General features: G+C 57.8%; 14 protein-coding genes. 6 read left to right on the top strand and 8 right to left on the bottom strand.

Annotation, left to right across the window (positions count from 1 at the left end):
• The first annotated feature begins 177 nt into the window (after nt 1–177).
• Nucleotides 178–723 carry a winged helix-turn-helix transcriptional regulator gene (locus JM93_RS18135; protein ID WP_208995296.1) on the top strand — a complete coding sequence of 182 codons (546 nt, stop codon included), beginning with the start codon at nt 178–180 and terminating at the stop codon, nt 721–723.
• 78 nt (nt 724–801) lie between these two features.
• Here JM93_RS18135 and JM93_RS18130 read toward each other — a convergent pair whose 3' ends face one another.
• A complete protein-coding gene (locus JM93_RS18130; RefSeq protein WP_145346330.1) occupies nt 802–2,991 on the bottom strand; it encodes a xanthine dehydrogenase family protein molybdopterin-binding subunit in 2,190 nt (729 codons plus the stop codon).
• Nucleotides 2,992–2,994: 3 nt separating this feature from the next.
• Nucleotides 2,995–3,456 (bottom strand): (2Fe-2S)-binding protein, encoded by a 462-nt coding sequence (locus JM93_RS18125; protein WP_145346328.1) that lies wholly within the window; start codon nt 3,454–3,456, stop codon nt 2,995–2,997.
• Between the two features lie 151 nt (nt 3,457–3,607).
• Here JM93_RS18125 and JM93_RS18120 point away from each other — a divergent pair, with 151 nt between their 5' ends.
• On the top strand, nt 3,608–4,219 hold the full coding sequence (locus JM93_RS18120) for a TetR/AcrR family transcriptional regulator (RefSeq protein ID WP_145346326.1): 612 nt from the start codon (nt 3,608–3,610) through the stop codon (nt 4,217–4,219).
• Nucleotides 4,220–4,229: 10 nt separating this feature from the next.
• On the opposite strand, the gene JM93_RS18115 is transcribed toward JM93_RS18120, so the two are convergent.
• Genes JM93_RS18115 through JM93_RS18105 form a run of 3 tightly spaced genes read right to left on the bottom strand, consistent with a single transcriptional unit; the run spans nt 4,230 to nt 7,339 of the window.
• The gene (locus JM93_RS18115; protein WP_145346324.1) at nt 4,230–5,768 is read right to left on the bottom strand and encodes an efflux transporter outer membrane subunit; all 1,539 of its coding nucleotides are present in this window, start codon (nt 5,766–5,768) and stop codon (nt 4,230–4,232) included.
• Nucleotides 5,769–5,774: 6 nt separating this feature from the next.
• On the bottom strand, nt 5,775–6,926 hold the full coding sequence (locus JM93_RS18110) for an HlyD family secretion protein (RefSeq protein ID WP_145346322.1): 1,152 nt from the start codon (nt 6,924–6,926) through the stop codon (nt 5,775–5,777).
• Nucleotides 6,923–7,339, bottom strand: a complete 417-nt coding sequence (locus JM93_RS18105) for a DUF3302 domain-containing protein (RefSeq protein WP_170230733.1) — start codon at nt 7,337–7,339, stop codon at nt 6,923–6,925. Before JM93_RS18105 ends, JM93_RS18110 begins: the two co-directional genes overlap by 4 nt.
• Before the next feature lie 257 nt (nt 7,340–7,596).
• Here JM93_RS18105 and JM93_RS18100 point away from each other — a divergent pair, with 257 nt between their 5' ends.
• Genes JM93_RS18100 through JM93_RS18090 form a run of 3 tightly spaced genes read left to right on the top strand, consistent with a single transcriptional unit; the run spans nt 7,597 to nt 9,980 of the window.
• A complete protein-coding gene (locus JM93_RS18100) occupies nt 7,597–8,817 on the top strand; it encodes an argininosuccinate synthase (protein WP_145346318.1) in 1,221 nt (406 codons plus the stop codon).
• A gap of 4 nt (nt 8,818–8,821) precedes the next feature.
• A complete protein-coding gene (locus JM93_RS18095; protein WP_145346316.1) occupies nt 8,822–9,502 on the top strand; it encodes a hypothetical protein in 681 nt (226 codons plus the stop codon).
• 25 nt (nt 9,503–9,527) lie between these two features.
• Nucleotides 9,528–9,980, top strand: a complete 453-nt coding sequence (locus tag JM93_RS18090; RefSeq protein WP_145346315.1) for a TspO/MBR family protein — start codon at nt 9,528–9,530, stop codon at nt 9,978–9,980.
• Nucleotides 9,981–9,985: 5 nt separating this feature from the next.
• Here the strand turns inward: JM93_RS18090 and folP are convergent, their stop codons facing one another.
• The 3 genes from folP to JM93_RS18075 all read right to left on the bottom strand — a co-directional run bounded on the left by folP (nt 9,986) and on the right by JM93_RS18075 (nt 12,619).
• A complete protein-coding gene (gene folP, locus JM93_RS18085; RefSeq protein WP_208995295.1) occupies nt 9,986–10,801 on the bottom strand; it encodes a dihydropteroate synthase in 816 nt (271 codons plus the stop codon).
• A 136-nt stretch (nt 10,802–10,937) separates the two neighbouring features.
• Entirely contained in the window at nt 10,938–12,155 is a 1,218-nt protein-coding gene (locus JM93_RS18080; protein ID WP_208995294.1) for a multidrug effflux MFS transporter, read from the bottom strand.
• Nucleotides 12,152–12,619, bottom strand: a complete 468-nt coding sequence (locus JM93_RS18075) for a MarR family winged helix-turn-helix transcriptional regulator (RefSeq protein ID WP_145346312.1) — start codon at nt 12,617–12,619, stop codon at nt 12,152–12,154. The genes JM93_RS18080 and JM93_RS18075 overlap by 4 nt, the downstream gene beginning before the upstream one ends.
• 209 nt (nt 12,620–12,828) lie before the next feature.
• Between JM93_RS18075 and typA the strand changes: the two genes are divergently transcribed.
• Nucleotides 12,829–14,652: a translational GTPase TypA gene (typA, locus tag JM93_RS18070; protein WP_145346310.1), complete on the top strand. Its 1,824-nt coding sequence runs from the start codon at nt 12,829–12,831 to the stop codon at nt 14,650–14,652.
• The last annotated feature ends 333 nt before the right edge of the window (nt 14,653–14,985 follow it).

Raw genomic sequence — 14,985 nt, 5'->3', positions numbered from 1 at the left:
CGGGCCGAATATTGCGGTCCGCCATGTTTCCAGATCTTTTCCACAATTTGAGATTTGACGCGTTTTCTTAACCCGTTGCTCACCTGTGAAAACTACCAATCCCGGTAGTGAGGCAATCAAGTTCGGAAACATGTACTTGGTTGTAATAATTTACCAGGTATTGCTTTGGAAGCAGGGATGGAAAAACAACAAGAAGCTTCGGCAATGCACGGTTTTCTTTCGCAGATTTCCGGTCCGTGGACGCTTTCCGTCTTATGGGCGCTGTCCCGGAGTGACGCTCCCAGGTTCAGTGCCCTGAAACGCTTGATCCCGGGCATTTCGGCACGCATGTTGACGGACCGTTTGCGCAAACTTGAGGCGAACGGCTTGGTCGAACGCCACTACAAGCCAACAATTCCGCCAGAGGTGACTTATTCCTTGAGCGAAAAGGGCGCTTCGCTCAAACCGGCCATGGATGTTTTTTCGTCTATTGCCGGTGCCGATGGTGTGCATCTGGTGGCCGGGCCCGTTGGCAGGTCTGCTGCTGCGCCTTCGCTGCGGGAGCAACAACACGTTTCAATGCCCGCCGAAGGCGGTGGCACGGGCCAGTTGGGACCTGTCGTGCCTTTGCACAATCCAGGCCATCAGCCGTCCCCTTACCGGGCCTACAGGCCACCCCAAATGAACCGTGAAGCAGTCGTTGAAACCGCAGCCGCCGAAGACAGCGACGCTGAGGCGGTTTAAGCTCTGAAGGACTACAACTCGTTTTTGCATAAAAAAGGCCGCCATCGGGGCGGCCTTTTGCGTTTCTTGCAGGCCTGGTCAGACCAGGCCGGCTTTGGTGAATGGCAGGCTGGTGATCCACTCATCCCGGGCGGCGGCAATCGCGTTGGCAACGGCAGGGCCGATCGGCGGTGTGCCCGGCTCGCCGATACCGGTCGGCGATTCAGTCGAGGGCACGATATGGACCTCAATTTCCGGCATGTCAGACATCCGCAAGGACTCATATGTGTCGAAGTTGGTTTCTTCGACATATCCGTCCGTGAGTGTCACCTGGTTGCGCAAAATCGCACCAAGGCCGTACCCAATACCGCCTTCGACCTGCGCCCGGATATTGTCCGGGTTGACCGGAATGCCGCAGTCGACTGCAGCCGTGACCTTCTCGACCTTGACGGTGCCGTCTTCCCGGAACGAGATTTCGGCCACTTCAGCCACATAGGACCCGAAGGACTTGTGTACGGCAACACCGCGATGCCGGCCTTCCGGCAACGGCGTGTCCCAACCGGCCTTTTCTGCGGCAAGCTTGAGTACGTTGGTCTTGCGCGGATCGTCTTTGAGCAGCTCCAGGCGCAGCGCAACTGGATCTTTGCCGGTCTCTTTGGCAATTCGGTCCATCATGGTTTCCATGACATAAGCCGTGTGAGTGTGTCCCACGGACCGCCACCACAGAACTGGAACCGGGGTTTCCTGGAAGGCCTGTTCCATGTTCATAACCGGGAACGAATAGGTCGTGTCGGACGCGCCCTCTGTCATGTTGTGATCAACGCCGTCGGCCATGAGCATCGGTTCAAAGGCGGAGCCTTTTATGATCGACTTGGCCGCAATGTTGTATTTGACCGCGGTAACGTTGCCGTCATCGTCCAGACCAACCTTGATCTTGTGCGCGGACATCGGACGGTAATATCCACCGGTCATGTCGTCTTCGCGGGTCCACACGATCTTAATTGGACGCTTTTCCATGCCGGCATCCCGCATCGCTTTCATCAAGAAAGAGACTTCGGACACCGGATGGCTGTCCTGCTGGGCACGCCGGCCGAAAGATCCGCCGGACCAGAGTGTATTGATCTGAACATTTTCAAACGGGATGCCCAGGATCGTGGCCGCTACATTGTGGTCAAGCGTCTGGATCTGGGAGGCAAACCAGAATTCTGCCTTCTCGCCATCGAACTCGGCAACGATGTCCAGCGGTTCCATGGCGCCGTGCGCCAGAAACGGGAAGTCGTAATCGATCTTCATAACGTTTGCAGAGGCTTCCAGTGCCGCGTCAACATCGCCGTCTTCACGGACCGTCAGACCCGGCTTGGTGGTCATGTCCTTCAATTCGCTCATCATGGCATCGCTGGAACGGGTTTCAGCTGCGCTGTCGTCCCACTCGATCTCAAGGAGATCGCGTGCCTTGATTGCGGGCCAGGTGCTCTCCGCCACCACAGCAACACCGCTTGGGATCTGGAAAATCTCGACGACACCAGGAACCTTTTCGGCTTCCGAGGCGTCGAAGGACTTTACCGTCCCGCCAAATCTTGGCGACCGGGCGACGGTTGCCGTCAGCATGCCATCCCGCTTGAAGTCGATTGTGTAGGTATCCGGCGCACCAACCGTCTTGTTCTTAACGTCCTTGCGTGGGAACGACTTGCCGATATAGACCCACTGATCCGGTGTCTTCAGAGCCGGATCCGCCGGGACTTCTTCCTGTGCCGCCAATCCTGCAAGCTCGCCCAGCGTTGCGGTTTTGCCTGAGGGGTGGGACACCACGCCGCTGGACACGGTGATTTCACCAGCCGGGACGCCCCATTCCTTGGCGGCCGCGGAGACAATCATCGCTTTCGCTGCGGCACCGGCCTGACGGTATTGCATGAAGGCGTTCGGCATTGCGGTCGATCCGCCGGTGCCCTGAACGCCAAACAGGCTGTTTGCATAAAGCTGAGGGTTGGACGGCGCAAGTTCGAGAACAATCTGTTCGTGGGAAGCGTCCAATTCATCGGCGACCAACGTAGCCAGACCGTTTGCGGTGCCCTGGCCTTTGTCGAGGTGCTTGGACAAAACTGCGACCGTGTTGTCCGGCCGGATGTGTACAAATGGCTGAGCGAACTCCCCAGAGCCCGCAGCCGCTTTGGCGGTGTTCGGCAATTTGGCGGCGAGGATCAGGCCACCGACAGCGCCGGCCGACATCTTGAGGAATGTCCGGCGGCTTGGTTTTGCCTGTTCCAGAGGTTTTTGGAGCTGATGCAACATGGGTTACCCCTCCATCTTGTCTGCGGCCACATGGATCGCTTTGCGAATGCGGGCGTAAGTGGCGCAGCGGCACACATTCCCATCCATGGCGGCATCAATGTCGTCGTCGGTCGGCTTTGGCGTTTCGCTCAAAAGCGCGGTTGCTGCGAGAATTTGTCCGGACTGGCAATATCCGCATTGCGGTACATCCAGTTCTTGCCATGCGGCCTGGACGGCTTCGGCAGCTTTGCCGTTCGCGCCTTCGATAGTGGTGATGTTTGCGCCTTCGAGATCCCCGATCTGAAGCTGGCAGGAGCGGGACGGGATGCCGTCCCAATGAACGGTGCAAGCGCCGCATGAGGCGATACCGCACCCGAATTTGGTGCCGGTCATACCGAGTTCGTCTCGCAGAGCCCAAAGCAGCGGGGTATCTGATGCCGCGTCAAGCGTGCGTTTTTCACCATTGATTGTGAGGGTAACAGACATGGAGATGGAGCCTCCCTTGGCTTGTCTGAACTGGCTGAGGAGTGTAAACTACACTGTGTAGTTTATCTGCAATTCTCTAGCGTGTAAACGCCGCAGTTTACTTAGGGCGAATCTTTTGGGATGTAAGGGGGAACATGGCCAGGGGCTCGGAATGTCCGTAACGGATCAAAAAAGAAAGCAAATTGTAGAAGCTGCGATCGCGGAATTCCAGGAGAAGGGCTTTGCGGGCGCGAGCATGGACCGCATTTCAGAGCGGGCGAACGTCTCTAAGAGGACTGTCTACAATCATTTTGACAACAAAGAAGTTCTTTTCCGGGCGATCAATCAGTGCCTCGCTGACCAGCTCAATGCTGCGCTTGAGATTGACTGGGACCCTGCACTGCCAATCCGCGACGCGTTGATCCGGCTTGGTTGGGCCGAGGGTGATCTTATGATCAGCCCGTGTTTCATGAACCTGGCCCGAATGATCATGAGCGAGACAATTCGAGACCCCGATCTGGCTGCGGACATGAATGCACGCATGACCAAGCTTGAGGTGTTTGCCGAGTTCATGAAACGGGCCAATGACGAGGGCAAGCTTGATATTCCGGACCCGGCGCTGGCCGCCGAGCAGTTTTTAGGGCTGATCAAGTCGCGAGCCTTTTACCCGAATATTTACGCCAACCGGGTGCCTGACAGGAACGAGATGGACAGGATCATCACCGAGAGTGTCGACATGATGCTGGCGCGGTATGCCCTATTGAAGGCGACTGCCGACGCCTGATTTCCGGTGTTCAGACCGGATCAAGCAGATTGCCCCAGTTTGTGCGCTCAGCCATTTGCTGCCGCGTTTTTTCCGAGATCAGACCGTCCACGTTCTCAGGCAGCCAGCCCCCGCCAAGCCCCTTGTAGATCGCGACCAGATTGGTCAGCACATTCGCATGGGCTGCAAGATACCGCTCTTCCGAGGTTAACAGACTTCGCTGCGCATCAACGACCCGGTTGTATGCGGCGGTCCCGTCCTGATACTGGGCTTGTACTTCCGTGACCGCGCTGCGCGCTGCGGTGACGCTCCTGCGGAGATAAACCGCTTCCTGCTTTGACCGAAGAAACGCGGCAATCGCGGTTTCAACCTCCGAATAAGCGGTCAAAACCACATTTTCATAGTTCAACAAGGCTTCCTGAAACTTGGCATCCTGGATGCGGACGTTGTTCTGAATCCGCCCATAGTTGAGAAAGTTCCATGAAAAACCCGGATTTATGAAGCCGGTTGTGGCGTTGTTTGTGAACAGATCGCTGAAATCGGCCGCCCGCACGCCAATTGCACCGGTGATGGTGAATGCCGGGAACAAATCCGCCTTGGCGACGCCAATCTGTGCCGACTGCGCCGCCGCCAAATATTCAGCGTAACGGATGTCCGGCCGGCGCCGCAAAAGCCCGGCCGGCACGCCGATCGCCACTGCGGCTGGCACGCGCGGTAACTTGGCCGATGGGCCGAGCCGCTTTTCGATGGCACCTGGCGGTTCGCTCAAAAGCACGCTCATTGCATTATAGGCCTGTGCCAGCTCCGCCTGATAACTGGGAATCAGTGCCAACGTGTTGTTCAAGAGCACCGTCGCCTCGTTAACGTCCAGCCGGGACGCTGCGCCGTTTTCGAGCCGCAGCTTGGTCAGGTTCGCCGACTTGCGCTGCAGGGCGGCGTTCCGCTTAGCGATCGCGACAAGCTGCTGCAATTCGCGAATGGTAACGTAGGTTGCGGCGATGTCGCCGGTCAGTGTCACCAGCGCGTCGTCGTAGCTTGCAAGATTAGCTTCGTAATTGGCCTTCGCAGACTGGACGTCGCGCCTGATCTTGCCCCAGATGTCGATCTCCCAACCGGCGTCAAAGCCTGCTGACACGCGGGTCATGTGATTGTCGATCAGCCCGACGCGCTCCAAATCCCGGATGAAGGGGTCTTCAGTGCTCCAGCGGATCGAGCGAACGCCGCCCTTGACCTGCTGATCCTGGGGGAACAACTCGCCGCGCGCGAGCCCAAGCTGAGCCCGGGCCTGGTAGACCCGCACGCCGGCGGCTTGCAGCTCTACATTTTGACTGTAAGCATCGGCCACGAGCGCATTGAGCGCCGGATCCTTGAAAACACGCCACCATGCTGCGGTTTCGGCCGTGCGTGTGGTGAAACCGGTTCTGCTGTCGATCTGAAGATTTGCGCCTTTCGACCAGCTGTCCAGTTGCGGGGCGTCGGGGCGCTCAAAATCCGGACCCACCATGCAACCGCACAAGAATGTTGCAAACAGGGGCGCTAACAAATGCGGTGGCACACGGAGTGTCATCATGCGTCCCTATAAATCCAGTGGGAACAAGAAGTTCGCCCAACTGTAGAGGCGGATATTGACCTTGCGCAGCACATCAAAACCTTTGGACCCTGCGCCGGTGTAAATCGCGGCAGCTCCATGAGTGCCGCCCGGCAAAGCACTGGCGAGCTCAGGGTCATCAAGTTTAATCTCGACGGCGAACCGGCCCTGCAGGCTTGGCAAACGGAAATTGGGAACATCGCCGCTGGGCTTGATCTGACCCTGACCGGTGCCCTCCCAAATTGACACCACTGTGCCGGTAAAAATGCGCCCAGGGTGGGTATCCAGCGCGACTTCGACCGGCAAGCCGGGTTTCACGAATTTAAGGTGTTCTTGGTAGTAGGTTGCCAGAAAATACGCATCCGCGTCTGCAATCAGCGCCGCTATGGCGGCAATCCGCCGTCCTCCGACGTAAAGTCCCGGACGTGCTTGCTGGCTCACAATTGTGCCGTCTTCAGGGGCGCGCAGAACCGTCCGGTCCAGATAATACTGCGCTTCATCCACCGCTGCCTCGGCCGCGGCAACCTGGGCGTTGACGCCATCCAGTTGCGCTTCGCGCGCGAGTTCAGCCTTTGCCAGGTTGGCTTGAGCTTCCGAAACCTGTGCCTTTGCTGCGATGAGCTGCGCCTGCCACTTATCCAGCGTCTCCTGGCGAGCGCCGCCTTGCAGAACAAGGTTGCTGTAGCGGGTGACTTCCTGCTGTGCAAAGGCTTCGTTGGCCTCTGCTTCGCTGACCGCGTCCCTGGCAATGTCAACGTCCTGATCAAGAATCAGTGCGTTCTGCCGCGCTTCCGCCAATTGGGCCTGTTGCTCTTTAAGCTTTGCGCGGAACAGCGTGTCGTCGAAACGGTAAAGAATGTCGCCCTTCTTGACCGGGGTGTTCTGTGTCACCAGAACTTCCCTGAGTTCGGTCGGTTCAGGCAGGCCTGTCGATAGTTGAACGGTCTGGCGGATCATGTGCCCGTCTATCGAATAGGGCGTGAAGAAGCGCAGGCCAATCAAGAAGATCAGCAGCAGATGAAATCCGATCCAGAAGGACACCACACCCCAGACGATGGTGAATTTCAGAAGCTGAAACCGGAAAAAAATAAGGTAAATCGACAGTCCGTAGACGAAGGTGATGATCAGCGCGATGGTCATGAGGCAGGTGCCTTACCTTCACCAGCCTCATCTTCAGCCGCACGTGGTTCGCTGAAGACTGGCTCTTTGCGGGTCCCCGCTGCCGCCTGGGCCGCGCGTTCGGCGATCGGGTTGGCTGGCCCGCCGCTTCCGTCTTCTTCGCGTTTGCCAAGGAATTTCCGGACATCGATGGTCACGGAATCGTGGTAAGCCCAAATAAGGGCGTGAACCCAGGGAAACACCGTGAAAAGGCCAATCCAGCCCATCATCTTCACGGATTCGGCATGAGGATGCTTGCGCCGTTCTGCCAGCTTACCCGGCAAGCTGGCGATTTGGATGAGCGCATAGAAGAGTGCGATGATCACGACGACAAGGACCGCAAAGGTCAGATAGTCGTAACCATCGAGTTCAAAATCGATCAGTCCCAAATCCAAGACCCTCGCAACGTTGCAGGTGTCCTGCCCCCTATTGATAATCCATAGGACGCCAGACTGATGCAGGTCAATTAGCTGCAGGCCAAAGCAGACTACCTGTCTTCATTCTCCCGGCAAACAGGATGTTGTTTCGGTCATCGGCTTTGGGCGCAAAAACACCCAGAAATGCGCTTGCCTTGACGGTTTTAACAGCTAAATTGCCGCGACTTTCCTTGCCGAAGCCTTTGGCAGCGGCCCAATCGATCACGGAATTTTTTATGGCGCACGGTGATATCAAAAAAGTTGTGCTCGCCTATTCGGGCGGTCTCGACACATCCATCATCCTCAAATGGCTGCAAACGGAACTCGGCTGTGAGGTTGTCACATTCACGGCGGATCTTGGCCAAGGCGAGGAATTGGAGCCGGCCCGCAAGAAAGCCGAGATGCTTGGCATCAAGGAAATCTACATTGATGACCTGCGCGAAGAGTTCATCAAAGACTTTGTTTTCCCGATGTTCCGTGCAAATGCCGTTTATGAAGGCGTCTACCTCCTCGGTACGTCTATCGCACGGCCCCTGATTTCCAAGCGCCTGATCGAGATTGCCGAAGAGACCGGTGCGGATGCCGTTGCTCACGGGGCAACCGGGAAGGGCAATGACCAGGTCCGGTTTGAGTTGTCTGCCTATGCGCTCAATCCGGATATTAAGGTGATTGCACCTTGGCGCGACTGGACATTCAAGTCACGGACCGATCTGCTTGATTTTGCGGAAAAGCATCAGATCCCGGTGCCGAAAGACAAGATGGGCGAGGCGCCATTCTCTGTCGATGCGAACATGCTGCACTCCTCCTCGGAAGGTAAAGTTCTTGAGGACCCGAACGAAGAAGCACCTGGCTATGTCTTCCAACGCACGGTCGATCCAACCGAAGCGCCTGATGTTGCGACCGAAATCGAAATTGGTTTCGAAAAGGGCGATATGGTGTCCTTAAACGGTGAGCGTTTGTCGCCGGCAACCCTTTTCCAGAAGCTCAACGACCTTGGCCGGGACAACGGCATTGGCCGACTGGACATGGTTGAAAATCGCTTTGTCGGCATGAAAAGCCGCGGCATCTACGAGACACCCGGCGGGACGATCCTCTTGACCGCGCACCGCGCCATGGAATCAATTACCCTTGACCGCGGTGCCGGGCACCTCAAGGACGAGTTGATGCCGCGCTACGCCGAGCTGATCTACAATGGTTTCTGGTTCTCGCCAGAGCGTGAGATGCTGCAGGCGTTGATCGACAAAAGCCAGGAACATGTGACCGGTACCGTGACGCTCAAGCTGTACAAGGGCAACGTTATCGTGGTCGGCCGTGCATCGCCATATTCGCTCTATTCCGAAGAATTGGTGACGTTTGAAGATGATCAGGGGGCCTATGACCAAAAGGATGCAGCGGGCTTCATCAAGCTGAACGCCTTGCGGCTGCGCACATTGGCAAAGCGCAACAGGTTGGATTGAGGCGATGACCGATGCGGCGGGCTCCTTGACAGACGATCTCGCCGCGACCGGTTTCACTTTGCTTGGCGGTTTCGCGCCCGACTCAGACGATTTGGCCAGTCTGTCACCGCATGATCCTCCCGTGACACAAGTGATTATGATCGGCAGTCTGGCACCCCTGCTCTGGGAGCCTTTTTTGGCTAGCGCCGAGTATAAGGATGGCCTTGCCGATCCGCTCGACCGCTACACCCGGCGCGTTCTGGGCGGGCTGGCAAGCGCCTTCAGTATGACCGCAGCCTTTCCATTCGATGGACCGCCCTATCACCCGTTTCAGAAATGGGCTCTCCGCTGCGGCGGGTTTTCCCCAAGCCCGATCGGTGTTTTGGCGCACCACGAATTTGGCCCTTGGGCTGGCTTGCGCGCCGCTTTCTTTGCCTCCGGCGATGCTCTTGCACTGGATACCAGAAGTGCTCAGGGCCCCTGCCCTGATTGTGTGGCGAAACCTTGCGTGTCCGCCTGTCCCGTTGGCGCAATTTCAGATCTAACCGGCTACGATGTGCCAGCTTGCATGGCGTATCTGTCTTCCAAGCCCGCGGCCGACTGCTGGCAGGGATGCCTGGCCCGCAAAGCATGCCCTTATGGCGCTGAATATGGTCACGGGACAGGGCCCGGCGCCTTTCACATGAAAAGCTTTATGGGCTTTTGAGACCTTTGAGAGAGTTGGCTTGCCAATGCAGAAACTGTTTTCGTTGTTCGTGTTTTTATTCGCGGTGGTCGGCATGGGCCTGTTGATCGGTGCGAGCACTTTGCCAGGTCCATGGTATGCGGAGCTTCAAAAACCGCCGCTCAATCCACCAAACTGGCTGTTCGGTCCGGTTTGGACAGTGCTTTATGTCTTCATCGCGATAGCCGGATGGCGCGTTTGGCTTGCGTCCGGCCTCTCGGCCTTGTTCAGCGTTTGGGTGCTGCAACTGGCGCTTAATTTCGCTTGGAGCCCGGTTGTGTTTGTAGTCAATGATCTTACGCTCGGCATGGTCATTCTGACTGCCATGTTCGCTTCGATTATCATTTTCATCAGGATGGCGGCAGCACGGGACCGGATTTCGTCAGGGCTGTTCGTGCCTTATGCGGTTTGGGTCGCGTTTGCCGGATATCTCAATGCGGGTTTGGTGTATCTGAACTAAGAAGCTCAGACGTGTTCTTGGCCGGTGGCCGAAACCATTTTAGCGGCATGGACATGCGGCAGCACGTCGTGGACACGGATGATTGAGGCGCCTTTTTGCAGGGCAAGAGTGTGCACGGCGAGCGAGCCAAACAGACGGTCATCGGTTTCCACGTTTAGAACCGCACCGATCATTCGTTTGCGGGACGCCCCAACCAGCAACGGACGTCCGTGTTTATGCAGCGTTTCCAAACGGTTCAAAATCTGGAAATTCTGGTCGATGGTTTTTCCAAAGCCGAATCCGGGGTCGAGGATTTGAAGCTCGCTGGGTATACCGGCCTTGTCGGCCAGGGTCATCGACGCTTCGAACCAGCGATCAATATCGGAAAGGATGTCGATTTCCGGGTCGGCCTCAAGGCGGTTGTGCATCATCACCACGTAGGCGCCGGTTGCGGCTGCGACCTCCGGCATCGCTGGGTCTTTTTGCAGACCCCAGACATCATTGATGATGATGGCGCCGCGCTCGCAGGCCCTGCGTGCAATTTCCGCCTTGTAGGTGTCAATCGACACCGGCATTCCCAGCCCGACCAGATCATCGATCACCGGATCTATCCGGTTCCACTCCGCGTCCAATGATACCGGTTGCGCGCCAGGGCGGGTGCTTTCGGCGCCAAGATCGAGGATTTGGGCCCCCTCGTGGATCATCTGCCGCGCATGGCCGAGCGCTTTATCATGAGCGTCGTGACGTCCGCCATCGGAAAACGAGTCCGGTGTCACGTTCAAGATGCCCATCACATGCGCGGTCTTGTTGGTCCTCAGGTGCGGGAGGGTGTAGGCCGTCATCTTTATCCGTCCGATTTTGAAGGCCGGAATCTGCCGAGTTCTTTAAAAAGGTCAAGCGCTGGCGTGACCCTTTTCTCAAGATGTCGCCCCGGCGACGAAAAACGGTCGGCTGGACGAAACTGGCGCCGGGGTGGCACTACTCCGCTGGCGTCCTGCGGGGCGCGGCCCGGTGAGCGAAAATAAAGAAACATGCAATTCCGGCAAGCGGCATTGCGGGAATGATCGTTGCCATGCCAAACACCGGATCGCCAAGAGCGGCCACCAAAAGACTGCCAACAATACCGCCGCCAAATTGCAGAAACCCCATAAGCGATGATGCGGCACCGGCAATCTGCGGAAAGCCTGCCATCGCCATGGTGAAGCTGGCCGGCAGGACGAGCGCAAGCGAAAACGCAAAGATCATCACCGGCATCATGGTCGTGAAAACGCTTGGCGTTTGCGTCAGCATCAGGATGGACATGGTTATTGAGCTGATGGCAAGCCCGGCCATCCCGGCTGGCAAAAGGCTTTTTGCATCGAAGTGTTTCAGCAAGCGACCGGTCGCGACAGTTCCGGCGATAAACGATCCCGATTGCAGCATCATCGTCAACCCGAAGGTCGAAGGCGACATGCCGACTTCGTAGATGAGCACAAACGGCAATACGGTTGTCATGGCGTAGAGGTTGCCGAGGCTGAAACCGATCAAAAGGCTTGGCTGCAGGAACACAGGATCCTTTAAGAGCGTCAGGTAGTTTCCGGCAAGCCTGCGCGGCGCCAGGTGATGCCTGCCTTGAAAGGCGTTCGTTTCGCGCTGAAACAAAAGGACCGCAAGCATGAGGCCAAGGCCGTAGATCACCATGCACCAGAAAATTTCTTCCCAGCCGAACAGTTCGAGCACAAAGCCGCCTATGGTGGGTGAGATGGCCGGACCAAGGGCAAGCATCATGGCGATTGAATTCATGATGTGGGCAGAGGTTTGACCGGTGAACTGGTCTCTAACGATCGCACGCGACACTGCGATGCCGACGGCGGCCCCCACGCCCTGCAGAGTTCGGGCAACAATCATCCACATCACGTCCGGCGCGAATGTCGCCATGACGGAGGACAGAAGATAAAGGCTCAAAAAGGCGAGCGTTACAGGCTTGCGGCCAAACGCATCACTCAACGGGCCGCAGATCAGCTGCGTTACGGCAAATCCCAGAAAATATGCAGTCAGTGTGAGCTTGATGAGGGCATCGGACGTCTCGAAAGCGGTCGCCAGCGCCGGCATGGCCGGGGTATAAAGCGCCATGGATATCGGGCCAATGGCGACCAGCCCGGCGCCGAGCAGGGCGGTACGGCGCTCGGACATCTTGGACGGCGTTTCGGCAATCACTGCGCCGCCTCCGGGGTTGCCTGATCCTTTGTGCAGAGATTGGAGCGCATCAGCTTCAAGGCCGCTTCCAGCGCGTCACGCTGGTTTTCGGTCAAGCCCTCAAGCGCATCCTTGCGCACGTCCATTATTGCCGTTTCGATCCGCTCGAGTACCGGATCGGCCGCCTCGGTCAGGGTTACCAGCTTGGCGCGCCGATCGCTCGGGTCGACTTTGCGTTCGACGAGTCCTTCGCGCTCCAGGGCATCGAGATAGCCAACCAGGGTCATTGGTTCCACGCTCATGCGTTCGGCAATCGCCGCCTGGCGCAGACCCGGGTTGCGCCACACAAATGCCAGCGCGCGCGCCTCGGCAACCGTCAGGCCGGTGTCAACATGGGCAAGTGCCGTTTCAAAGCGTTTTCGCAGCAAGCGCGCGATGTCGACGATCATCAAGGTCGCGCCGCTGTTCGGGGCGGTAATGCTCATTTGGGTGCTCATATAGTAAGGTTGCCTTACTTTTAGAGGCGGAGCGGAAAGAGTCAAGCTCCGCACAAATGTCACTGCATTGCACAAATGTCGTCTTGTCAGTATACAGTTCGCGAAATTACCGGCGGCCGCGCCGGTTTCCGAACACGTACGTGCCGAGACAGTTCTGCGGGTCCATGGGGGCCCGTTGTGTCTTTTGGAGCCCAATTATGAACTTGCGCAATATCGCCATCATCGCACACGTCGACCATGGCAAAACCACTCTCATCGACGTTCTGTTGAAACAGTCCGGCGCTTTCCGCGACAACCAGCGCACCGAAGAGCGCATGATGGACAGCAATGACATCGAACGTGAGCGCGGCATTACCATCCTGGCGAAAGTGACTTCTCTGGAATGGAAGGACACCCGCATCAACATTGTTGATACCCCGGGGCACGCGGACTTCGGCGGTGAGGTGGAGCGCATCCTGCACATGGTTGATGGTGTGATCCTCTTGGTGGATGCCGCAGAGGGGCCGATGCCGCAAACCAAGTTCGTGCTTGGCAAGGCCCTGAAACTCGGCCTCAAGCCGATTGTCGCGATCAACAAGATCGACAAGCCGGAGCAGCGCGCCAACGAAGTTCTGGACGAGGTGTTCGATCTGTTCGCGTCCCTCGACGCCAATGAAGATCAGCTCGATTTTCCTGTGCTCTACGGTTCCGCCAAACAGGAGTGGATGGCTCTGGAGCCGGACGGGCCGCAGGACGGCATGGATCCGTTGTTTGATCTGGTGCTGGACAAGGTCGCGCCTCCGCAGTCCGAAGACGGCTCGTTCAAGCTGCTGGCAACCACCATTCAGTCCGATCCGTTCCTGGGCCGCATCCTGACGGGCCGCATCGTCTCTGGCACAGCGGTGCCAAATATGGCCGTCAAGGCTCTGTCGCGCGATGGAAAGCAGATCGAAACCGGCCGGATTTCAAAGGTCCTCGCCTTCCGCGGGCTGGAGCGCCAGCCCATTGAAAAGGGTGAGGCCGGTGACATTGTCTCGATTGCAGGTCTGACCAAAGCCACCGTTGCGGACACCATTTGCGCCCCGGACGTGAGCGAGCCGCTTCAAGCCCAGCCGATCGATCCGCCAACGCTGTCCATGACCTTCCGGGTCAATGACAGTCCGCTCGCGGGCACGGAGGGCTCAAAAGTCCAGTCGCGTGTCATTCGCGAACGCCTGATGAAGGAAGCGGAAGGCAACGTGGCCCTGAAAGTGGAAGACACGGACGAGCCGGATGCCTTCACCGTGTCCGGCCGCGGTGAATTGCTGCTGGCGATCCTGATCGAAAACATGCGCCGCGAAGGCTTTGAGCTTGGCGTCGGCCGTCCGCAAGTGGTGTTCCAGAAAGACGAGGCCGGGAACCGGCTCGAGCCGATCGAGGAAGTCATCATCGACGTTGATGAGGAATACTCCGGCGCGGTGGTTCAAAAGCTGCAGGAGCGCAAGGCCGACCTTCTGGAAATGAAGCCGTCCGGCGGCGGACGCACGCGGTTGGTGTTCAACGCGCCGACCCGCGGCCTGATCGGCTATCAGGCCGAACTGATGTCCGACACCCGCGGCTCTGCAATCTTCAACCGTCTGTTCCATGGCTACGAGCCTTACAAAGGCCCGATCCAGGGACGCCATACGGGCGTGCTTCTGTCCAACGGCACGGGTGAGGCGGTGGCCTACGCGTTGTTCAACCTGGAAGACCGAGGCCCGATGATGATCGATCCGGGCACAAAGGTGTATCCGGGCATGATCATCGGCGAACACACCCGCGGCAACGATCTGGAAGTCAACGTCCTGAAGGGCAAGCAGCTGACCAACATCCGCTCTGCCGGCAAGGACGATGCGGTGAAGCTCACAACGCCAATCCGCCTGACGCTGGAAGCCGCGCTCTCCTACATTGCCGATGATGAGCTGGTGGAGGTCACGCCGGAGAGCATCCGCCTGCGCAAGGCCGAACTCGATCCGCACGAGCGCAAACGCGCGGAACGCGCCATGAAAAAAGAAAGTGCCTGAGTTATCTGGTGTTTTTTGTATGTGAGACTGAAAAGCCCGGGTCGAAAGATCCGGGTTTTTTGGTTTCGCCAACACCGTTCGCCGCCACACACTCTCCCCCTCGTCTTTGGGGTTGAGCCATGGATCCAATCCTTTTCGGCTCCAATCGTCACGGCCCTCCCTGGGGCACCATCACGGGGTGGATCCCCGCTCGGAGGCGGGGATGACCTCAAGGGGGTGGGCTGAGACCGCAGTTCCGCCCCCTCCTGACAAACAGAAAACTTGTCCACGCCCCTTCGCCCTGCCCCTATACTTGCCCCGCCTGCTCAAAGGGCTCCGTGGGGGACCGTCCTT

The sequence above is a fragment of the Roseibium hamelinense genome (genome assembly GCF_007830545.1).
Classification (GTDB): Bacteria; Pseudomonadota; Alphaproteobacteria; order Rhizobiales; family Stappiaceae; genus Roseibium; species Roseibium hamelinense.
This window is presented reverse-complemented; position numbering and strand designations above follow the sequence as displayed.